Source organism: Mahella australiensis 50-1 BON (genome assembly GCF_000213255.1).
Lineage (GTDB): Bacteria > Bacillota > Clostridia > Mahellales > Mahellaceae > Mahella > Mahella australiensis.
Genome location: NC_015520.1, coordinates 2,487,628 through 2,510,475 on the forward strand (window position 1 = coordinate 2,487,628; position 22,848 = coordinate 2,510,475).

Consider the following 22,848-nt stretch of genomic DNA (forward strand, 5'->3'; position numbering starts at 1 on the left):
GGCTTTTTGTTAGCCTCTAGCAACTTAACGCCGTCGCCTTTCCTTTAACAATAGCATCTATTTCTTCTTCACCAAGCGTTTCCTTCTGCAAAAGCGCATGAGCAAGATGATCCAAAGTAAATCTATGCTCCCCAAGCAAGTTGCATACATCTTTATAGAAGCCATCCATAAGCCTCTTGCATTCGTCCACCAGCTCAGCGCCTATACTTTGCAGCGAATTGTTATATAACACATCATAATTCAACAGGCCGCCTTTGGCGCTCATACCAAAGCGTTTAACCAGTGCCAACACTATATTTGTAGCTTGTTCTATATCGTTGCTGGCACCTGTGGTTATGTTATCTTCTCCGAATACCAGCTCTTCTGCCGCCCTTCCAGCCATTGCTATGCGTATCTGATTCTCCATATCCGCTTTGCGCTGATACATCCTGTCGGGCGGTATATTCATACTGAAGCCGCCTGCCCCTCTAGTGCTCGGTATTATGGTTACCTTCGATACACGGTTCTCCGGCGCTATAAGTTTGGTTACAAGCGCATGGCCGGCCTCATGATAAGCGGTGATTTTCCTATCGATCTCCGATATAGCGCTGCGATCAGTTTTTTCAGCACCTGCTATGACGGTATAAAAGGCCTTGTCTATATCGGACATTTCTATACTTTCCGCGTCGCGCTTGGCTGCTATAATAGCTGCTTCATTGAGCATGCTCTCAAGCTGCGCCCCACTGAAGTACACCGTTTGCTGCGCCACTTTCCATAAATCTACTTCTGGAGCTATAGGCTTATTGCCGCTATGAAGTTTCAATATTTTATGCCTGCCATTTACATCCGGTAACCCTACCTCTATTTGCCTGTCAAAACGGCCAGGCCGCAAAAGTGCTTCGTCCAATACATCCAAACGATTGGTAGCAGCCATAATCACTATGCCTTGATTTTCGTTAAAGCCGGACATCTCGGCCAGCAGCGCATTCAATGTCTGATCCCTTTCGTCGCTGCCGCCGTCCATCCTACCACCATTGCGCTTCTTACCCAGAGCATCTATCTCGTCGATGAATATAACGCATTTACCCTGTTCACGTGCTTTTTTAAACAGACTGCGTATGCGTGCGGCACCCACGCCTACGTACATCTGCACAAAATCCGAACCTGATACGGCGTAAAACGGCACTCCGGCTTCACCTGCCAGCGCCCTGGCCAACAATGTTTTGCCGGTACCCGGCGGCCCATACAGTATAACACCGCGCGGTATTCTGGCACCGTATTTAGCATATTTCTCCGGCTCTTTTATAAAATCAACCAGCTCAGCCAGGCTTTCTTTTGCTTCTTGATTGCCGGCCACGCTATCGAACTTTACGACACTAATATCCTCATCTTTAGGTTTTACCGGAGATACCGTATTTAAACCGTTCTGCGCTTGAGCCTGCGGCCCTCTTATAGCAAAAAAAGCAGCTATCAGCAGGCCTCCCAGCATACCAAACATTATAATATTTCCCCATGCTGTAGCCTGTTTCTCTTCTACTTTTACATTATAGAGCAGCATCTGCTCTTTAAAGCCCTCTGTTCTAGGATTATCGGTAATAAACGGCGTACCATCCTTTAGGTTCCCCGATATCCTAGCATCGTTAGACAAGTATATCTTATCGACTTTACCCGCTTTAGCGCTGTCAAGAAATTGGCCATATGTCATCTCGCGCGGTTGCGGTCTGCTATTGTAGTTATAAAACAACGCAATAGCCGCTGCCGCTATAACTATCACCAATAATATAGCCAGCACCCTTTTGTTCTTTATATACCTCACTCGTTTCACCCCTTTAACTCCAAAGCGCATCTATCTGTTTACATAAACGTCATAATGCTATTATAACACGAGAATACGTTTGGTTCAATGTATGGAAAAATATTCAATCGGTGATGCACTTCTTTAGAAAATCCAATATATCTTTGGCCTTGGGAGGGCATCCTTTGACCCACTGGCCGCATCCGCGAGCGCATGTACCTACGCCTATGCCATCCACGCTTTGGCCCTTAAAACCCTGCCCTATGCAAACCTTTTGATCCAAGCGTTTTAAAAGCCCTTGCTCATCCAAACGAGCCAATGCATGTATCAAACTACCGTAACAAGCCGAGCAGGCATCTTTTTCTTCAACCCATTTAGCCAGATAACGCGCTTTATTGCCCGCATCGGTAAAACGCCGCACCCCGGCTGTATTAGAATTAAGTTCTGCTATATTGGCTTTAGAAAGATCAGCGTTTCCCACGCCTATGCTTTCAGCTATTTTAATATAACCAATATCATGAGGGTCATATCCCATAAGCTCAGCCGCATACGCATCTACGAGCACAGGGTCCTTACCAGCTATTATTCTGTTCATTTCTACAGGATTTCCACCCTCTTCAAAATCAAGATCACCTATGAGCCCGTCGACTATGGTTATCGACGGCCTTATGATTTTATTCAAATATGCTATCGGCTTATGCAACCCCATCGTATGAAATCTTCTTTTTTCTTTATCGGGTATACAGCCTTTCATATTCTTCAAAGCACATGTTATGCTGGTTTGACAATGCCCTTTCAATACCGGCAGATTTATCAGATAGTCTACCTCCATCGCTTTATCACATACATTTATTGACATACCATCAGCGTCATAAGGCCGGTAATGATCCCTTTTTGTATCAAAGAGCGGCACATTATATTTTTGAGATATTTTATCATAGCCGCACACCTTAAAAGCCTCTTGCGTGCTATCGCCTACCCATGAACCTTCCAGTATTATGAGCTTATTATATCCACGTTCTTTGAGGTATTCTATTATACCTATTATCATATCGGTAGACGTGGTAGCACCCGATTCTGGCTTTTTGGCCACTACCAGATTGGGCTTCAAACCTATGAGATCGGTTTTATCTATTTCTTCCTCTATTTTTATAGCGCTTAGAAGCTGTTTTACCATTTCCTTGCCTTTATCGCCATATATAACATATATGTCGTTATTGTTCAATATACTCACCATCCTCATATCTATATTAGCACATACCTATTGATTATCCAAGTATGTCCGAGCATACCTCTTGAAAGATCGCTTTGCCAAAAAAACTTTGCCGTAATATAATCTATATGACATATTACTCGCAGCTTATAAAGGGGGAAATGTTTAATGGAACAATATATAATCGCATTGGATGAAGGGACTACAAGTTGCCGGGCTGTGGCTTTCAATCGTGAGGGTTGCACTGTAGCCATGCGCAGCCGTCAGTTCAGGCAAATCTATCCTCAATCGGGATGGGTGGAACACGATGCTATGGAAATATGGAACGCTCAACTGAATGCGCTAAAGGAGTTGATACGCGATCTGGACCTTTCACCGGCACAGATAGCAGCCATAGGTATAGCCGATCAACGTGAAACGGTAGTATTATGGGATAAGCATACAGGAAAACCTGTATATAACGCCATAGTATGGCAATGCAGGCGTACAGCGCCTTTATGCGATGATCTGAAACAAAGCGGCATAACTGAAGTCGTACATAAAAAGACCGGTTTGGTTATCGATGCGTATTTCTCCGCCACTAAAATAAGATGGATAATGGATAACATACCTGGCGTAAAAGAAGCGGCAGCAAATGGGAATATACTAGCCGGCACTATAGATACATGGCTTTTATGGAATCTGACTGGCGGTAAAGCGCATGCCACCGATTATTCGAATGCCAGTCGTACCATGCTGTATAATATAAACGAGTTATGTTGGGACGAAGATATATTGAATATGCTGGACATACCACAAGCCATATTGCCCGAGGTCAAGCCTTCGTCGTGCACATTTGGCTACACGGATCCTTCGATCCTGGGTGCTTCTATACCCATAGCCGGCATAGCCGGCGATCAGCAGGCCGCCTTATTCGGGCAGTTATGCCTGCAACCTGGTATGATAAAGAATACATACGGTACCGGTTGCTTTATACTGATGAATACAGGCGATAAACCTATTTATTCGTCTAACAATCTGTTAACCACAATAGCATGGGGGATAGACGGCAAAGTGGAGTATGCGCTGGAGGGCAGCGTATTCTCGGCCGGGGCGTCTGTTCAGTGGTTGCGCGACGGCCTAAAGATAATAGATAATGCCGCTCAGAGCCAGCAATATGCCGAGGCTGTAGCTGACAACGGCGGGGTATACGTAGTGCCGGCTTTTACCGGCTTAGGCGCACCTTACTGGGATATGTATGCTCGAGGTTTAATAATAGGCATCAGCCGCGGCACACAGCGCCAACATATCGTGCGGGCCACCCTGGAAAGCATAGCCTATCAGACCATGGATATATTGGATACCATGCAGCGCGATGCCACGCTGCCATTTAAAAACCTGCGCGTCGATGGCGGTGCTTGCGCAAATGATTTTCTTATGCAATTTCAAGCCGATATACTCGGCATAGAAGTAGAAAGACCGCCTATTGTGGAAACCACCGCGCTGGGAGCGGCATATTTAGCTGGCTTAGAAGTGGGGTACTGGAACAAAGACGCGCTAAATGCGGTATGGATACCCAGCAAAGTATTTAAACCGCAAATGAGCGATGAGCAACGCTTTCAATTAAGCCAACGCTGGCATGAAGCGGTAAAAAGGGCATTATCGTGGGCTAGGTAACATAAATCCTCCATACTCATGCTTTATCTCGCATAATATGGAGGATTTAATCGTATCATAGATAATCGGTCAATTGTCTTTCGCGTATTTCCTGAAGGAGTTTCTTTATATCCTGCGCTCTGTCTTTTGGACATATGAGTGTAACATCGTCTGTATCTACCACTATGAGGTCCTCCAAACCCAAAAGCGCCAGCAGCTTATTGTTGCCACCCTGTATAATGCACTTTTTCGTATCCACGCTGAGTATATTGCCTTTGATGATGTTGCCATTTTCATCGGGCTCTTCAATGCGTTCCAAAGCCGTCCAACTGCCGACATCGTCCCACCCGAAGTCTGCCGGTATAACATATACTGAATCGGCTTTTTCCATTATACCATAGTCTATAGATATACTGTCTAACTTTTCATATTCCTTATACAATATACTCTCTGCATCATCGGAATCTATAGCCTGACGTATAACGCTCAAGGCTTTGTATAACTTAGGCATATGGATCTTTATATTTTTCATGATGGTAGATACCTTCCAAAGAAACATACCGCTGTTCCACAGGTATTGACCTGTTTCAAGATACTTCTCAGCGGTTTCTTTATCCGGTTTTTCTACAAATGCTTCTACCTCATGTACCGGTTCCATACCGCGGGCTGTAATCCTCTGGCCCATTTTTATATAGCCATAACCAGTTTCAGGATGATCCGGCTTTATACCTATAGTAACTATATTGGTATTGTGCTGAGCCACTTGTGCAGCTTTCTCCAATACCCTTATATATTCGTCTTCGTCCCTTATCATATGATCCGACGGAAGGACCATCATAACAGCATCTTCCCCGCAGCGTTTTTCTATATGTAACGCTGCCAAGCCTATACATGCCGCAGTATTTCTAGACATAGGTTCTACTAGTATGTTGCCGGTCGGTACTTCAGGCAGCTGATTACTTATTATGGAGGCATAATCCGGGTTGGTAACTATATATATGTTATCATAATCCACTATACGGCTTATGCGCTTTACAGTGGACTGTATCATGGTATCCTCGCCGGTGAGCTTCAATAGCTGCTTGGGTAGCTTAATCCTGCTTTTGGGCCAAAACCTTTCGCCTTTACCTCCAGCCATTATAACAGCAGTAAGCATCACATATACACCTCCAATTCTTTATTATTTATTATATCTTTATCTACCTTATTATATATCCATTAGAAATAGTAACTTTTGGCAATTGCTCTAATTCTAGATGCATCGCTCCCACGTAAGATAAAAGGAACGATATGAGCGATTCCGCGCCTTGATTTTTATTTATGCCCAAGCGCATAAGCCCATCATAGCATCCACCGGTTTCGGGATCATATAAAGTCATACCAGAGCGATTATGCCCCCAAAACCAATCCCAGCATAGCTTTGCAGTATCACGGAACAGTTCTTGATCTGTGGTATCATAGGCCTCTACACATGCCCAAAGCATGGATACTGCATCTACGCATTGCTGATCGTATAAAGCCCTTTGACCGCCTTTAAGCCACCAACCGTTATTTCCTACTATATCAAGATAGCCTTCAGAAGTAAGGCTGTCTATCAAAAACATCAAGCTGTCAATGCCAACCCTTAGGATCTCTTTATCATTCAATGCATCGCCTACCGCTATCAGGGCATGAGGCAATATGCCGTTACAGTATGTTATATAGTCCTCAAACCAATGCCACCCACCGCGATCGTGTACATTATATAAACGGCACAAAGCGCGGGCTAATCGTAAAGCATGGGCTTTTAGATGCTCATCCCAGCCGGAATAATGTGCATATCTCACTATCGCCAATGCTGTATAAGCCATGGCTCTAGGCGACTTTACATCATCTATACGCTCTAAACCTTTCTGAAACATATCAAACGCAATATCGCTTATGCCGAATATAGACCGGCCTGTAGCATAGCTGCAAGCCAACATGCATCGCCCGTAACAATCCTGAGATACATTGTCGTCTATGAAGCGGCGCGAATAATCCATAAAATTGCGCCACCAGCCGTCAGCACGCTGAGCATGCTGCATAAATCCAAGATAAGTCTCGGCCAATGCCATTTGAGAATGCGATATTATAGGATCGCTCAGTGCGGTAATGTCCGCCAATGCCAGCGCCATGATAAGCGCACGGCTGTTATCATCGGTAGAGTAACCATGGTTTCTGTCCGGTATAGAATAACGGCTATGCTGCAACATACCCGTATCATCGGTCATGCGGTAAACGTGATCCAATTTAATAGTATCCACCATAAGCTAGGCCTCCTTATCTAATATATTTATATTATCGAAAGATGCTATATAAGACATTAACTCGCTATAGTTTCTCCCCACAGTTGGCCACTGCATATGCTCTCCATATATCATTGCTCTGCGCTCCAGCCTATGGCGCAATGCGTCATCGGCCAAAAGTTTACATATAGCATTGGCCATGGCTCGAACATCGTTAAATGGCACCAATATCCCTCTGTTATCAGCCAAAAGGTCGACGGCGTAGGCATACGGCGTTGAAACAATAGCCTTGCCTGCCCCAAGAGCATAGGATAACGTACCGCTGACCGCCTGCTCTTTGCCGGGATACGGCGTAATATATACATCTGTAGCGGCAAGATAATCGCTCAATTCACGCAAACTCAAAAAATGGTTTACAAAACGCACATGTTTATTCAAGCTTAGATTTTGAACCAACTCTATAAGGCTCTCCCTATAGGTCTCCCCTGATTTTCTCTTAAGCACGGGATGGGTCTGGCCCATTACAAGATAAACAGCGTCCGGGAACCTGTTAGCCACTATATGCATGGCCCGTATGGCATATTCCAAACCTTTGCCAGGTCCCACCAGGCCGAACGTAGATACAACCCTTCTGCCGCCTACCTTATATTTTTTCTTTATATCTTCAGCCATAACGGTTCTAAAAACCGGTATACCGTGGGGTATAACCTTTATTTTTTCACTATCCACATCATAAACGCTGCTCAAAATATTGCCGGCTCGTTCGGTCATAACAACGACTGCTGCTGCCTGACGGCACAAATGTTTTAATATACTGCGTTGAGATGTAGTAGGGCTGCTCAACACAGTATGGCACGTTAACGCAAAGGGCTTATTCAGCAATCTTGTAAGTTCCAGTATATATTGCCCATCGCTACCACCGAATATACCATATTCATGTTCTATCATAACGGCATCTATGCTGCTGTTGTTTATGTGCCGTGCAGCTTTTATATAATCCCTTTTATTAAACTGATTTATGCGAAACCATACCTGATCGCCATAGGCATAATGCTCTATGCCATCATCTATAGCGACCACCCGGCATTTCCATTGACCAGCCTTTTCTATGTATTTTACCACATCTGCTGTGAACGTTGCTATGCCACATTTGCGCGGCGGAAAAGTACTTATAAAAGCCAATTCGTGCATAACAAACACCACCCCTTCTGTAGTTTTATATTTTATCGGTTAGCAAACGGTATGATAAAATAATGAGCAATTCATGTTTACATAAGTAATTATATACTATATAATTACTTATGTCAATAATTATGCATATAATTTACATAATTTTAACAAAATATCGTATTTACTTTTAGGAGGTTTAGGATATGGACGTTTTCTATAGTACTATAACTGACCCGATAGAGAAGCTTAAAGCCAAAGAGCCTATCGATCTCATAATTGGCATCCCATTTTATAACGAACGCGACCTCATCATACCCATCATAGATAATGTAATAAAAGGTATCAAATCATTTCCTCGTAACATAAAGGCAGCCATAATATGCGCCGGTGATCCGGCCGGCCAATGCGTTATAGATGCAATAAACGGCATGGACAGCAACAATATCCCTATAACAGCGTTCCTTATGCCAAATGGCGCCAACGGCAAAGGCTGGAGCATAAGAGCTATACTTGAAATAGCACGAAATCTCCACTCCGACGTATTGATGCTAGAAGCTGATATAATATGTATCGACCAACATCAACCATACGGCATGGACCAACAATGGATACATAAAATGCTGGAACCTATATATAATGGGCCGTACAGCGTATCGCTGGCTATGTTTGAAAATCATTTTCTGGAAAACCCGATAGCTCACTGCATAGTAAGCCCATTATTAGCCTCTATTTATGGGTATAGGTTGGACGACCCGATCAGCGGTATATGGGCTATTACATCTGACGTAGTCGAAGAGGCTGCGGAACAAATGAACCGCCATTGGGAAGCCAGCGTGGGCGGTTATGGTATAGATGTATTTATGGCATGCCTGGAAATAAGCATGCAACAAAATATATGCCGCATAATATTGGGGCCCAAGCCTCATCAACATTCAACCAGCAAAAGCGATATAGTATTTCACGATATAGTGAAGTCCCTTTTCGAGCGCATAAAACAGGATGAACCTTTTTGGAGCAAGCGCCAACCCTTCTTAAAATGGCCTGATACATACGGTACGTATAGAGGTGAAATCCAAAGCAATATCCAGTCAAAGCCAACAGACATGATGTCAGCATTTAAATCGGATTTTCAACAGTTTTACAATCTTTTATCCGATATACTGCCGGAAAAAGTACTCGATCAGCTGGAGCGCTTTTCCCAACCAGAGCAAGATGCCGACTTTGAATGGGATGAAGAATTGTGGACTCGCTTAACCTATCACATGCTGATATCGTATTGTTATCCGGGAGATATATCGACGGATGATATAATCTCGGCATTTTTGGCTCTTTACAAAGGATATATATCGGTTTTAACCTATCATTTGACACCTGCCACCCAGGGAACAACAGATGGAATCATGCAACAACATATCGATTCTTTCATAGTATATAGAGAAGACTTTCTAAGAGGGTGGGAGGATATGCAGAGCCGCGCTTTGCCACTGCTGCCAAAGATAGGTTACATGGAATTCATACCACATGTGCCTATACTACTCCCTCACGAGGTAAGCGATCGACCAGGCCATAGCGTCAATACAATAAGCATATACAACGATTTGCTCCAATGCTATGTAGATGAATTCAACAAATGGGTATACGACGGCCTGGGCGTATCGCAGCAGGCCAATTCCGAACAAGTAGGCCAAGCTATATCCCAATTTATGGATTCTGTCGAGGCGCTGCTTTCGGATCTACTGCCAGGCGCATTGGATGATATATCGGGAATGCAACAGTATCTCAACGGCATATCTTCCATTTGCCCACACGGTAAAGTCCTTGCATTAAAGCCCGAGGTAGCGCAAATGATACTGGAAACCTTTCCACCAGCGAACCTCATGTTGTTAAATGGCTGTTCCAGCCTATCCGAGCTATTAGATATGATGGACATCGATGATGCTCTGGCTCTAGCCCTATTGACCGAAGATGACTTGCAGGCTCAATTGATAAGCTGGTTTAAGCAAAACGGTCATCCCGAATATATGCAATGGAGCGATTTAAGGCTTATAGCTGTAAGAGCAGAGGATTTTGCCTCTTTGAAATATACCGCTTTGGACAAACTGACCGGACGGATCATGGTGCATCCTTTGCCCAAGGGTATAGGCGGCCGTTTGCCCCGCCTCAGGTATTTTACACGCATATCCAAGCATATAACCGAAGCCGAACATTTATCTGTTATATGGTCTGAGTTCTTGGCTCAACGCCATGGCTTTGGAATTAAAGTGGTAAATTCCATAAGCGGCCATTGGGGCAAGGAAATGTTCTCTGCCTACAATATAATGGAGGACTGGCATCAGGAAGCTGTAGCCGATGCCATAAGCTCCATAGCCGGCAATATGGCCGACACAACACAAGCCGGGATATTAAGGCACATGGCCGCCGGCTATCGGCTAGGCATTACTATGCCTGACGGTATATTTATGCCGTGCTCGGCATGGAGCTGGGCCAGCTATAGTTTTAAGGGTGGGAAAGGCATTCCATCGCCTATGTCCATTCATGTCGAGAGAAACGCTTTCGCGCGCAAGTTGCTTGAAAGGATATGTTTAGCCCTCGGTATGGATACATCGATCATACTGCAAGAGGCCATAGATCTGATGCAGCAAGGTAAGGCTTATGATGATTTAGCCCAGCAATTGTTCTATATGGACAATATAGAAGATGGTATTGTATCCCCTACTATAAGAGCGTCATCGGCGGCCAAACCACTGCGCCGATACGAAGGCAATCCCATAATAGCTCCGATAGCCGAGAGCTGGTGGGAATCCCGTTATACGCTAAATGCTGCCGCATTGCGTATGGATAATCGCGTCTATATTTTATACCGCGCCGTGGGTAAAGATGGCATATCGCGGCTAGGTCTGGCTGTAACGGACGGCTTTAATGTGATAGAGAGGTTAGCTGAACCTGTATTCACGCCGATGCTGGCAGAGGAACACCGCGGGTGCGAGGACCCGCGCCTCGTTATAGTGGGCGAGCGCATATATATGACCTATACAGCGTTTGACGGTATTATAGCGCAGATAGCAGTAGCCTCTATAAGCATCGACGACTTCATAGGAAGACATTTCGATAAATGGCAGCGCCATGGCATGGCTTTTCCCTCTTTCCCGGACAAAGACGCCGTAATAGTGCCAGAAAAAATAAATGGCCGATATCCTATATATCACCGAACCGAGCCGAGTATATGGATATCATATACGCCATCGCTTGAATGCCCGTGGCCGCGCGAGGATCATCGCATAATAATGGGGCCCCGCTCGGGTCTTATGTGGGATGCACGTAAAGTAGGCGCTGGCAGCCAGCCTATAAAAACAAAATATGGGTGGCTGATGATATACCACGGCATCGACAGCCATCTGGTTTATCGGTTGGGAACAATGTTGGTGGATCTCGACGACCCTGGCCGAATATTGTATCGCTCCCCTAATCCCGTATTGTCACCCGAAACCGAATATGAGGTGGGCGAAAAAGGTAAAAGCTGGGTACCCAATGTGGTATTCACTTGCGGTGCGGTACCAATGGCACAAAAAGATGTGCTAGACGAAAATGATGAAATAATCGTATATTATGGGGCCGCTGATACTGTATTATGCGCCGCTACCGGGCGCGTAGGCGATCTGATAGGGCAGGCTTGACCTGCCCTAAACGCCGATTTCTATTATGTCGTCCCTATGTCCGAGCCGGCGCCTCCACGCTTTATGCGTTGCTTTATCATATTCCATCCCATCCTCAGTTCTTCAACCTTAAGCAAAACAGCCATAATAGCATATATCAATGCACCGCTTATTATATCTGTACCAATGCGCATTGCCTGCGCAGTAAAGCTGCTCCCCGTTATTATGCCGGCCAGCATATTATCTATATAATAAACAGACAATCCCATGACAGCCGATGCCATGCCCAGCTTCACAAAGCTTACGGCTATACTCCTACCGTCCACCCCTCCGATTTTTTTCCTCATCTGCATTATAAGGCGTACTGATGTTACGATAGCAGCTATGGATGTGGCCAGCGCAAGGCCTCCCAACCCCATAAAACGCACCAATATAAGGTTTAAGCCTACATTTATAGCCACCGATATCATTCCGTTTATAGTAGGCGTGCGCGTATCCTGCATAGCATAGAAAGCCCGACTGGTAAGATCCCTTATGCTCAGAGCAACGAGACCTATGGAATAAAAGAGCAACGCCGTCGCCGTCATATTAGTAGCTTTAGCATCGAAAGCACCGCGTTCAAACAACATCTGTATGATGGGGTAGCGCAATATTATCAGACCAGTCATCATGGGCAACGTTAGCATTATTATAACGCGTATGCCTATATTGAGCGTTCTCTTGAAACGTTCGACATTGCGACGTGCCGACAGGCTAGATAGCGTCGGATACAATACAGTCGTTATAGCCGATACAAATATGCCTAACACAATGCCGTTGACGCGATTGCCGAAATCAAGAGCCGATACGCTGCCTTCAGCCAGACCAGATGCCAGCATGCGATCCACTAACGTATTTATCTGACCTGCCATAGTACCCAGTAATACAGGTAGGACTAAAGCCAATACCTTCTGCAAGCCCGGATCCTTGAAGTCCAATACCAAGCTATATTTATAACCTGATTTAAACACCGTAGGCCACTGGATAAACAACTGCGCCACTACTGCAAGCACGGTGGCTACTGCCAATCCGTATATGCCCCAGCCGCTGAAAAACATGAGTTGTCCTATTATGACGATATTGAAAGGTATACCTACCATAGCAGGCACAGCAAACTGCTGATGCGCCTGCAAATAACCGGTAGCAAGCGCCGCAAGGGCGTTGAATATAACCAGAGGAAACATTATGCGGCTGAGCGTTACCGTAAGGTCAAACACCTCGCCGCTAAAGCCGGGGGCCACTATCCTTACCAATGTCGGTGCAAATACGATACCTACTCCTGTCAAAGCCAAGCATATCAGTATAACCACATTGAATATGTTGCTCACATAGCGATTGGTTTCCTGTGGACTTTTTTTATGTATATATTCGGTAAGCACTGGTATAAAGGTAGTGCCAAGAGCAGCTGCCACGCTGGACAACAGCACCATCGGTATGGTCTGCCCCATCTTATATGCATCGGTTTGCATGGTAGCGCCAAAGCGCGCCGCTATGGCCATCTCCCTGCCGAATCCGAGCAATTTGCTTATAAGCGTGAAGATCATTATCATAGCGGCGGCTCTAGCAGCCCTACCGGCGGAACTCATATTTTTATCAGTCATCTATTCTCTCTATTATACAGGGCAAGTAAAGGCCGATGCATAAGCCTTGCCGAATTCGACGGCATCGCTTATTTCCTGGTCGGATGGCACTAACCTCGCTTTAAACGACGGCTCCACAATAGAAAATCCCAAGCCTTTAAGCCTGTCCTCTATAAGGCCGGGAGCTTCTCCGCTCCAGCCGTACGAACCGAAAGCTGCTGCCGGTTTATTGCGGTTGGTTATTGCAGATACACGGCCTAATACTTCCCAAACATATTCCACGCTATCGCGGTTTATGGTGGGTGAACCTATCAATACACCATCAGCCTCTTCTATAGCTCTTGCCACATCGGCTACATTATCCTCTTTTATTTCCTCCAGCCTAACATCAAACCCTGGACTTTCATTTATGCCTTTGGCTATAGCCTGAGCCAAAGCAGCAGTATTCCCATAAGCCGATACATATGCTATGAGTATGCGCTTGTCATTGTTTGGGCGTTGGGCAGGTTGGCTCCAGCGGCGGTACATATCCACATAGCTCCACGGATCCTTCCTCAATACCGGCCCATGGCTGGGGCATATAATATCTATTTTCAAATCCTTTATCTTATCCACAGCTTCCAGCACATATTTTTTAAATGGGCTCATTATAACATTATAGTAATATTCAAACGCCGGCAGGAAATCATCCTTTATCTCATCGTTGAATATAGCATCGCTGCAGTAATGGAAACCGAAAACATCGCCGGAGAATAATACGCTTTCCTCGGGCACATATGTGAATATGGAATCAGGCCAATGCAGATTTGGCACCGATATAAACCTTAGCGTATGATGGCCTAGATTTATCTCGTCACCTGTACTCACGATCATATGAGGAAAATCGTGATTAACTATCTCTTTTAAGAATTGGTATGCCGCTCTCGAACATACCACAATGGCATTTTGGGCCTTTTCCAATAAATCGCCCAGTGCTCCGGAATGATCGGGTTCAGTATGATCCAACACTATATAATCCAGCTTAGACAAATCTATTCTTTGCTCCAGTAACTCAATATATGCCTGTTCAAAGCGATATTTCACCGTTTCTATAAGAGCGGTCTTATCATCCTCTATTATATAAGAATTATATGTGGTACCCCATCGGGTCTTCATAACGATATCGAATATTCTCAAATCCGGGTCTTTAACGCCTGCCCAGTAAATAGAATCTTTTACTTTAATTATGTCCATGAATATACATCTCCTTTTGTAAAATAATTTAAGCTATCATTATTATACAGTATAACTAGAAAAAATTCTATTTAAATATCAACCATTTGCATAATGCTGCGCATGGTTTCCCCTACGCTGTCGTGTATAACAATATTGGCCTTAAAATCATAAGATGTGGACGTTTTATTTATAAGCACCAATTTATCGCCCGAATAATAATCTATCAATCCTGCTGCAGGATATACCACAAGGCTGGTGCCCATCACCAACATCACATCCGCCTCGGATATATATCTCACAGCTTCCGCCAATGTATTCGAATCCAGCGGCTCCTCATACAATACTACATCAGGTTTAACTATGCCGCCGCATTTATCGCACAACGGTACTCCAGGCATATTGAGCACATAATCCAAATCGAAAAACTTGCCACAGTTCATGCAGTGATTGCTGTGAATGGTTCCATGCAGCTCCAGCACAATCCTAGAACCAGCCTTTTGATGGAGGCCGTCTATATTCTGTGTTATAACGGCTTTCAATTTACCGAGTTGCTCCAATCTAGCCAGCGCTTTGTGACAGTCATTAGGCTGAGCTTCTTTATAGACCATCTGATTTTTATAAAAGTCAAAGAAAATATCTGGATGTTCCATAAAAAAGCTCCGGCTGATTATGGTTTCAGGCGGATAATCGTACTTTCGGCTATTATATAAACCATTAGGCGAACGAAAATCGGGTATATTGCTTTCGGTCGATACTCCCGCCCCTGTAAATGCAACGATATTATTAGATGTTTTTATTATTGCTGCTAATTGCTGTAATTTATCCAACATTATCACCTCACAACACCTATTATACTACCAATAGTTTGCAAAGCAAGTATGATTGTGATAGAAATGCGATTCATAATAAAGGAACGGGGTCGTTCCCAATATTATGGCAACAACCCCGTTCCCCATATGTTTTTCTCTGGCCAAGTTATACTTAATTATGTTTCGTTTCCAACCACGTTTTCAGCTTTTGCGGGTCGCTCTTTGCCGCTTGTATATTGGCCTCCTGTATCTGCAAATATATCTCCTTGCGGTATATAGGCATGCTTTTGGGCGCAATGATACCGATACTCACCTTATCTTCATCTATACCCAATACGGTTATCTCTATATCGTCGCCTATTTTTATGGATTGTTCTACCTTTCGCGTTAATACCAGCATTTATAATTTAAGCGCCTTTCTTTTATCTGAAAAAACGTTATACCTTATATCATAGTCGCTATTATCCATAACAACCTGCATGCCTTTTTTCTCGCGCACATTTATGATTACCGGGGCTTTCATATTAGCCGTCATCTCAGCGATGTCCTCCGGTACCACCACTATAGCATAATATATAACATCAGCCGGGCTTTCTATGCCCAATCGCTCAACAATGTCATCGTCTATTTCCACCGTATAATCGGGCATAATGGCCTCGGGATTGATCATCGCAAACGCCAGATCCGGTTGATCCACGGATTGCAGCCAACAAAACGGGCTATCAGGCTGTCCATCGTAGAGCAGCACAAACTTTCGGGCCTGTTCAAAACCGGGCAATCCTTCCTCAAATATTATAATGCCGCTTTCTTCTACCTCTATATCACCGAAATGCTTAGTATTTAATACCATAGATGTACTTCCTCATCTCAAAAAGTCCGCCAATGACGGCTGTATAATGCGCGAGGCCGACAACAGCGATGCTTCGTAGACAGATCGCGCTTCGCTGATCTTTATGGATACAGATGCTATATCAACATCCTCTACATTAGCTAAGAGCTGATTGAACGTTATATCATCATCGGCCAAACGGTTCTTTACTAGCTCAGCCCTATTAGCTCTAGCTCCAACCGCAGCCCTTTGCTCCAGAACATTATCAAGCTTCTTTTCCAGTTCGCCTAACTGCGCCGAGAGGTTGACAGAATCATCTCCTTCAAGGCCCTGTTGCACAGTGTTAAGCAAATTGTATATACCGGTTATATCCACATCGTTTCCTGTTATATTTACCTTTATGTTATTAGCAGGCCCAATACCGTATTCTATCGCTCCGTCGTTGCCACTATACGTACCGTCGCTCGCGAACGGCTCCGCAGTGGTCTTGGTACCGGCAAATATATACCTGTCGGCATATTTATTATTACCCACCTGCAAAACGTGCTGTTTGAGTTGCTCAAGCTCTTGAGCTACCTTTTGCCTGTCCTCATCGGCCAGCGTTCCATTGGCCCCCTGTACCGTAATCTCTCTTGCCCTCTGCAAGACGCTGTTCAATTCGGCCAGCGATGATTCGGTCATATCCAGCCACGATATAACATCGTCCACATTTTTGGCATACTGATGATTGCGCGCAAGATCGGTACGCGCTCGCAGGCTGCGCGAGGCCCCTACCGGATCATCTGATGGCACGCGTATTTTGCGTCCGGTAGCCAATTGACTCTGGTATTTGTCCAGCCTGTTCAAATTGGCGCTCATATCCCTCAGCATGTTACTTATCATCATAGAATTGGTTATGCGCATGTCACCATCCTCCTTACCTTCCTACTATCCCAACACGGTTCACCAGTACATCCAGCATCTCGTCCATGGCGGTTATAACCCGCGCCGCCGCGTTATACGATTGCTGGAACTTGACCATATTCATCAACTCTTCATCCAGCAAAACACCAGATATGGACTGGCGCTTGCCCTCTATCTGACCGATAAGCGCCTGCTCGTTATCCACCATGCGTATGGCCTGCTGGCTATCCACACCTAGCGTCGAGATAAGCGAATTTATATAATCCTCAAACGAACCACTTTGTCCCGTAAAGGCAATGGCTTTATCCCTTATCTGCAAAAGTGCGAGAGCATTGCCATTATTGCCAGGTTCACCGCTTGTTGCTGACGCAGCTATATTATTGAGGTCGTCTATATCCGATGAAACTTTCATATCCTTGGCCGTCCATCCAGCGGCATCGGCCGGTTCAAAAAACAGTTTGTCAGTAGCGTCGTTTAACCCATATCCTGCTTTATGCTGTTCGTTAAATTCTGTAACAAAGGCTTTAGCCCATTCATTCCACTTGGCCATGTAGTATGGCACGCCAACAGTTTCGTTTTGGTCACCTACCGCCGCCGGGCCTATACCATCGCGTATGTCTATATAGCCCCTAAGCTGTCCTCCGGTTATATCAGCGGTTATATCCGCTCCATCCCACATGATCTTAAGCAGCCCGTCTACATCGGCCTCGTTCAGCTTTTCGCCCACAGCGCGCGGCTCTATCTCCAACTCATGCATATCAAAATGATTTACCAGTTCCTTATCCCCCATTTTAACACTAAAATGGCCGTCTATGTCCTCATTTACTGTTATATCTATCATCTTGGACAACTCATCCACCAGGAGATTGCGTCTATCACGCAAATCATTGGCCTTGGTACCACCCAGTTCATATTTGAATATCTGTTCATTTAAGTCTCTTATCTGCTCTATATGGGAGTTTATATCCTGCACGGTAATGGCCACGCCTTGATCAGCCTGACTTTGCAAACCCTCCAATTGATTATATACATGCCGTATGGTATCGGCCAGCGTTATACCGCGCTCGCGCACCAGCGCCCTCACGCTCATGCTTTCGGGATTTTTACTCAGTTCCTCCAAACTGCTGAAGAACTGTTCGACGACAGTGGTTATGCCGGTTTCGGAAGGTTCATTGAATATACCTTCCAAATGCTGAAGCATATCCCTACGCACCTCCCATTGACCCAAAAGCTGGCTCTCACTTCTGAACTGTGCATCTAGATAGCCGTCTCGCAATTGCCTTATCTCTTGTATATCAGCACCCCCGCCTACCTGCCATCGGCCGTATATATAGCCCATGCCCAAAGTGCTCGGCGGCACTATGGCCTCGGATATAACCTGCTGGCGTGTATAGCCCGGCGTGCCGGCATTAGCTATGTTATGGGCGGTCACATTGAGCGCCTGCTGTTGTAAATTTATAGCGCTTTTGCCTATCTGCAAACCATAAAATGTAGATGACATATACTCTACCTCACACCTTCTGATCCAGCATAGCCGGATTTATTTGCACCTTATGCGTTTTGCCCCCGGCATCATAATTGATTTCCTCGGCAGCATCCAGCAACAAGCCTAACGTGTAATCTATAAAATCTATGGAATTCTTTATAAGCTGGCTGTTCATCTCATTGAGATCTTTAAATTCGACCAATACGGCGCTCAAATGCTTCTCTATCAACTTAAGCGCCGAGGCCTCATGTTCATCCAATTTTTCCGTCAAAGTCGAAACAGTTATTTTATCGGCCTCCAAATGCAATTCGTCGGCTATGCGGCTCACGCATTCAACGCGCTGCATCTCGTAAATGCCCACCTGTTTTATCAGGTTGGTTTGTGTTTTCACTATCTCGTCCAAGCGCGCCACATTCCCCGCTACAAGCACCTTGGTTTCTTCGCGGCATAACTCGAGCATTTGATCATAGACCTCAGTCTCACCTTGCAGTATAGATATCAGCTGCTTTATATCCATTTTTATACCATCCTATCTACGCTTTTTGGTCAAAACCGATCTCGCTTATTATGCCTTCGGCTATCTTACCTGCATCGATATTATATAAACCGCTGTTTATAGCGTTTTTTATGCTTTCCACTTTATCCTGGCGTATATCCGGCGCTGCTTTAGCAGCAATTGCAATATCTTTAAACAGGCGCGCCTCATCGGATAGCGTCATACCGTCCTTAGCTGTATCGGGAACACCTTTCCCCTTAGCAAGCAACATTTTCTGATTTTTATATACCTGCCATATGCGCTGAGCGTTATTGCCAGGTTCTATACGCATGTTAAACACCTCTTTGTACGATTATCTTTACTATTTATATCGGCATAAGATAATTTTTTATTTACTCTTTGCGTTTATTTATCCTATCTGCTATAAACAGTTTGTCCTCGGACTTGGTCTTTTTTGCAACAACTTTGGGCGTCAGGCCATCAGTTAAGCCTCGTTCTAACTCTCTTAAGCAACTGGCACAGAATCTGCCCGTGGTTATCGGTTTGCCACATCGCTCGCATTCCAAACCCAGTCCCGGCTCCTTAAGCTCTAATCGGCCTTCTCTTAAAAATTCAAATATAATTTTTTCCTCCACTCCTGTAGCATCGGAAACCTCTGGTATAGTAGCCTTAGGGTGCGTATACACGTATTCTCTTACAACCTTATACTGTTCGTCCAGTTCTTCCAAACAAGCAGGACAAAGCTCTCCGCCGTTGGATGCAAATAGTCTGCCGCATCGGCTGCAATTGCGCAGTTCCATAAACTCTTTCCCTCCTATTTTAAAACGCCTGTGGCTAGTGTAAAAACATAAACAGCATTTGCTCCGCCGACTAATAGCGCTTGTGCACAGGCATCAGCGGTAGCCCCTGTCGTCAATATGTCGTCTATAAGCATAATCGTCTTGCCTTTTATATCTTTCGCATCTTTTACGTCAAAGGCCCCAGCTATATTGGCACGGCGTTCAGCTCTACCCAGTGTAGCCTGAGCCTTGGTATCCCGGCAACGGTACAATGCTTTGTCCAATACAGGGAGATTGAGCTCATAGCCCATGTACCGCGCCAGCAATGCTGACTGATTATATCCGCGCTGCCTAAGCCTCTCGTAATAGAGCGGCACCGGAACCAATACATCCATATCCGGCCAGGCTACCCGGCTCACGACATGGGCCATAAGCAAGCCTAACGGTTTAGCCAATTCACTATGACCTTTGTATTTATATCGGTATATTGTTTCATGAACTGAAGGCATATACTCCAAAACTGCACCGGCTTTTACAAACGATCGGCTGTATTCGGCGCAATCGTGGCATATACGCAGCTTATCGCTATCTATCGGTTTGCCACAGATATCGCATAGCGGTGGCTTTGTAAAGGGCAGCGTGTCCCAACAATGCTCACACATGCTGTACGGCACTATCAGCTCGCCCTGTTGATTGCAAAATATACACGTATTAGCTGGAGGATATATTATATCACATACATCTTCTATCAGCGTCCGCCAGTTCATAATCGCTCCGCCGCTGCCACAGCTGCTTTCACAGCGCACAATCTCTCTTTAAGACCTGAATAGCGCTGTACTACAAAATCGTTATTTATCATGCTCCGCAAATGCTCTGACCTACCTACTAAAACCACCAGCTCTTTAGCCCTGGTCACCGCGGTGTAAAGGAGATTTCTAGCCATAAGCATAGGGGGTCCGCTGACTATGGGCATCACCACCACCGGAAATTCACTACCCTGGCTTTTGTGCACCGATATGGCATAGGCCAATTGCAGCTCGTCCAATTGACCGAAATCATAAACAACCTCTTTATCATCGTCGAACAACACCGTAAGGCATTGTTCCTCATCGTTTATATGAGCTATGTAGCCGACATCGCCGTTGAATACTCCCTGGCCTTCTTCTCCTCCTTCGCGTTTCTGCCAAAGAACATTATAATCGTTCTTTATCTGCATCACTCTATCGCCTAACCGAAATATTATTTCGCCAACCGATCTCTCAGGTTTATGAGGTGCTGGTGGATTAAGTCGCTGCTGAAGTTGAGCGTTTAGATTCCATACGCCTGCTACTCCCTTTTTCATCGGCGATAGTACCTGTATATCTTTTAATGGATCATAACCATAATAAGATGGCAACCGCTGCGTGCATAACTGAATGACAGTTTGCATTATCTGATTCTGCCCTTCTTTAACCTCCATGAAAAAATCACCATCTTTAACATTTATATACGGCATCTGACCATGATTGATCCTATGTGCATTGGTCACTATCATGCTGTGGCTGGCCTGCCTAAAGACCTGTTCCAATTTGACAACTGGTATTATATCGCTTCCTATAATATCTCTGAGCACATTGCCCGGCCCCACCGAAGGCAGTTGATCGGCATCCCCAACCAGCACCAGGCGCATCCCGGATCGCATAGCCTTGAGAAGATTATGCATAAGTATTATATCTACCATAGATACCTCATCGACTATGACAGCATCGCATTCCAATGGCTTTTTTTCGTTCCGTTGAAAGCTGTCACCCTCGTCTTCGGAAAATGTATATTCCAATAACCTGTGAATGGTCATGGCATCGTAACCGGTAGCCTGAGTCATACGTTTAGCTGCTCTGCCAGTAGGAGCGGTAAGCACGACTTTTAACCCCTGTTCCATCATAAGGCGTATGATACAGTTTATAGCCGTGGTCTTGCCTGTGCCTGGTCCGCCTGTTATCACCACTATACCTTCGGTCAGTGCTGTGATAACGGCTTTGCGCTGCTGCTCAGCCAATATTATACCCTGTTCCTTTTGTATGGCTTTTAGGCGTTCTTCCAGACCGGCCGCATCACATACATCTACCCCGCTAGCCAAGCTGTAGAGCTTGGCCGCCACACCGGTCTCGGCATAATAAAATGGTGCAAGGTATACCCTAGTATCTTCTTGATCAGGCTCGAAAAATATGTCACGGCTTATAGCCAAAGCCGTCAATGCCGATGATACCATATCATTATCCACTTCCAGCAGAGCAACAGCTTTCTCTATAAGCAGCGAACGCGGTAAAAAGGTATGCCCCTCGTTGGATGCCTGAGACAGAACGTATTTCGTGCCGCACGCTACCCTGTATGGCGACATGCGGTCTATGCCGAGGCTTTGCGCCATGCGATCGGCTGTCTTAAATCCTATACCGTATATATCCTCGGCCATCCTATATGGATTTTCGGACAGAACGCGCTGCGTCTCCGTACCGTATTGATTATAGATCTTTACCGCATACGAAGGTGTTATGCCATGTGATTGTAAGAATACCATAACCTGCCTTAATTCGGCCTGCTTGGCAAAAGATGCCGCTATCTTCTCAGCCTTGCTTTTGCCTATCCCTTCTATTTCGGTTAAACGATCGGGATCGCACTGCATTACATCCAACGTTTTTTCGCCGAAATGCTGTACCAGCTTTTTAGCGGTAGAAGGCCCTATCCCTGCTATCATACCCGATGCCAAATAACGTTCTATACCTTTCAAATCGGTAGGCTTATAGGATTCGTACGATTCCACCTTAAACTGCTGTCCATAATCCGGATGCAGCACCCACTGTCCACGTAATAGAAGTTGTTCTCCCACAGCCACATACGGCATATAGCCCACCGCTGTCATTATCTTTTTACCCCAGCGGGCTTCCAATACCGTAAAACCATTGGCTTCATTGGTATATACTATATTTTCCGCGCGGCATTCTATCTCCTGCATATCGCACTCAC

Annotated in this window: 19 protein-coding genes; 2 read left to right on the forward strand and 17 right to left on the reverse strand. The window is 45.1% G+C overall.

All coding sequences use genetic code 11. From position 1 onward, the window contains the following. Nucleotides 1-16 precede the first annotated feature (16 nt). Both ftsH and MAHAU_RS11655 read right to left on the reverse strand, forming a co-directional pair. A complete protein-coding gene (ftsH, locus tag MAHAU_RS11650) occupies nt 17-1,804 on the reverse strand; it encodes an ATP-dependent zinc metalloprotease FtsH (protein ID WP_013781928.1) in 1,788 nt (595 codons plus the stop codon). A 94-nt stretch (nt 1,805-1,898) separates the two neighbouring features. Then, a complete protein-coding gene (locus MAHAU_RS11655) occupies nt 1,899-2,999 on the reverse strand; it encodes a DUF362 domain-containing protein (protein WP_013781929.1) in 1,101 nt (366 codons plus the stop codon). Nucleotides 3,000-3,155: 156 nt separating this feature from the next. On the opposite strand from MAHAU_RS11655, the gene glpK reads away from it, so the two are divergent. After that, nucleotides 3,156-4,643, forward strand: coding sequence for a glycerol kinase GlpK (gene glpK, locus MAHAU_RS11660; protein WP_013781930.1), 1,488 nt, complete (start codon nt 3,156-3,158; stop codon nt 4,641-4,643). Between the two features lie 55 nt (nt 4,644-4,698). Here the strand turns inward: glpK and MAHAU_RS11665 are convergent, their stop codons facing one another. The 3 genes from MAHAU_RS11665 to MAHAU_RS11675 are packed head-to-tail and all read right to left on the reverse strand — an operon-like array spanning nt 4,699 to nt 8,080. Further along, nucleotides 4,699-5,778 carry a mannose-1-phosphate guanylyltransferase gene (locus MAHAU_RS11665; protein WP_013781931.1) on the reverse strand — a complete coding sequence of 360 codons (1,080 nt, stop codon included), beginning with the start codon at nt 5,776-5,778 and terminating at the stop codon, nt 4,699-4,701. Between the two features lie 43 nt (nt 5,779-5,821). After that, nucleotides 5,822-6,910 (reverse strand): hypothetical protein, encoded by a 1,089-nt coding sequence (locus MAHAU_RS11670; protein ID WP_013781932.1) that lies wholly within the window; start codon nt 6,908-6,910, stop codon nt 5,822-5,824. A 3-nt stretch (nt 6,911-6,913) separates the two neighbouring features. Continuing rightward, complete coding sequence (locus tag MAHAU_RS11675; RefSeq protein WP_013781933.1) at nt 6,914-8,080, reverse strand: glycosyltransferase family 4 protein; 1,167 nt, start codon at nt 8,078-8,080, stop codon at nt 6,914-6,916. Nucleotides 8,081-8,262: 182 nt separating this feature from the next. Here MAHAU_RS11675 and MAHAU_RS11680 point away from each other — a divergent pair, with 182 nt between their 5' ends. Next, a complete protein-coding gene (locus MAHAU_RS11680; RefSeq protein WP_013781934.1) occupies nt 8,263-11,733 on the forward strand; it encodes a glycoside hydrolase family 130 protein in 3,471 nt (1,156 codons plus the stop codon). Between the two features lie 23 nt (nt 11,734-11,756). Here MAHAU_RS11680 and murJ read toward each other — a convergent pair whose 3' ends face one another. The 12 genes from murJ to recD2 form a co-directional block, all read right to left on the reverse strand. Further along, nucleotides 11,757-13,352: a murein biosynthesis integral membrane protein MurJ gene (gene murJ, locus MAHAU_RS11685; protein WP_013781935.1), complete on the reverse strand. Its 1,596-nt coding sequence runs from the start codon at nt 13,350-13,352 to the stop codon at nt 11,757-11,759. 12 nt (nt 13,353-13,364) lie between these two features. Next, nucleotides 13,365-14,564 (reverse strand): FprA family A-type flavoprotein, encoded by a 1,200-nt coding sequence (locus tag MAHAU_RS11690; protein ID WP_013781936.1) that lies wholly within the window; start codon nt 14,562-14,564, stop codon nt 13,365-13,367. A gap of 71 nt (nt 14,565-14,635) precedes the next feature. Continuing rightward, entirely contained in the window at nt 14,636-15,376 is a 741-nt protein-coding gene (locus MAHAU_RS11695) for an NAD-dependent protein deacylase (protein ID WP_013781937.1), read from the reverse strand. 151 nt (nt 15,377-15,527) lie between these two features. After that, nucleotides 15,528-15,755 carry a carbon storage regulator CsrA gene (gene csrA, locus MAHAU_RS11700; RefSeq protein WP_013781938.1) on the reverse strand — a complete coding sequence of 76 codons (228 nt, stop codon included), beginning with the start codon at nt 15,753-15,755 and terminating at the stop codon, nt 15,528-15,530. Continuing rightward, on the reverse strand, nt 15,756-16,205 hold the full coding sequence (fliW, locus tag MAHAU_RS11705) for a flagellar assembly protein FliW (RefSeq protein ID WP_013781939.1): 450 nt from the start codon (nt 16,203-16,205) through the stop codon (nt 15,756-15,758). Between the two features lie 12 nt (nt 16,206-16,217). Then, on the reverse strand, nt 16,218-17,087 hold the full coding sequence (gene flgL / locus MAHAU_RS11710; protein WP_013781940.1) for a flagellar hook-associated protein FlgL: 870 nt from the start codon (nt 17,085-17,087) through the stop codon (nt 16,218-16,220). Nucleotides 17,088-17,100: 13 nt separating this feature from the next. Next, a complete protein-coding gene (flgK, locus tag MAHAU_RS11715; RefSeq protein WP_013781941.1) occupies nt 17,101-18,588 on the reverse strand; it encodes a flagellar hook-associated protein FlgK in 1,488 nt (495 codons plus the stop codon). A gap of 10 nt (nt 18,589-18,598) precedes the next feature. Then, nucleotides 18,599-19,090: a flagellar protein FlgN gene (locus MAHAU_RS11720; protein WP_013781942.1), complete on the reverse strand. Its 492-nt coding sequence runs from the start codon at nt 19,088-19,090 to the stop codon at nt 18,599-18,601. A 16-nt stretch (nt 19,091-19,106) separates the two neighbouring features. Then, nucleotides 19,107-19,400, reverse strand: coding sequence for a flagellar biosynthesis anti-sigma factor FlgM (gene flgM / locus MAHAU_RS11725; protein WP_013781943.1), 294 nt, complete (start codon nt 19,398-19,400; stop codon nt 19,107-19,109). 61 nt (nt 19,401-19,461) lie between these two features. After that, nucleotides 19,462-19,869 (reverse strand): TIGR03826 family flagellar region protein, encoded by a 408-nt coding sequence (locus MAHAU_RS11730; RefSeq protein WP_013781944.1) that lies wholly within the window; start codon nt 19,867-19,869, stop codon nt 19,462-19,464. 14 nt (nt 19,870-19,883) lie between these two features. Further along, nucleotides 19,884-20,654 carry a ComFC family protein gene (locus MAHAU_RS11735; protein ID WP_148258424.1) on the reverse strand — a complete coding sequence of 257 codons (771 nt, stop codon included), beginning with the start codon at nt 20,652-20,654 and terminating at the stop codon, nt 19,884-19,886. Continuing rightward, complete coding sequence (gene recD2 / locus MAHAU_RS11740) at nt 20,612-22,837, reverse strand: SF1B family DNA helicase RecD2 (protein WP_013781946.1); 2,226 nt, start codon at nt 22,835-22,837, stop codon at nt 20,612-20,614. The genes MAHAU_RS11735 and recD2 overlap by 43 nt, the downstream gene beginning before the upstream one ends. Nucleotides 22,838-22,848: the final 11 nt, after the last annotated feature.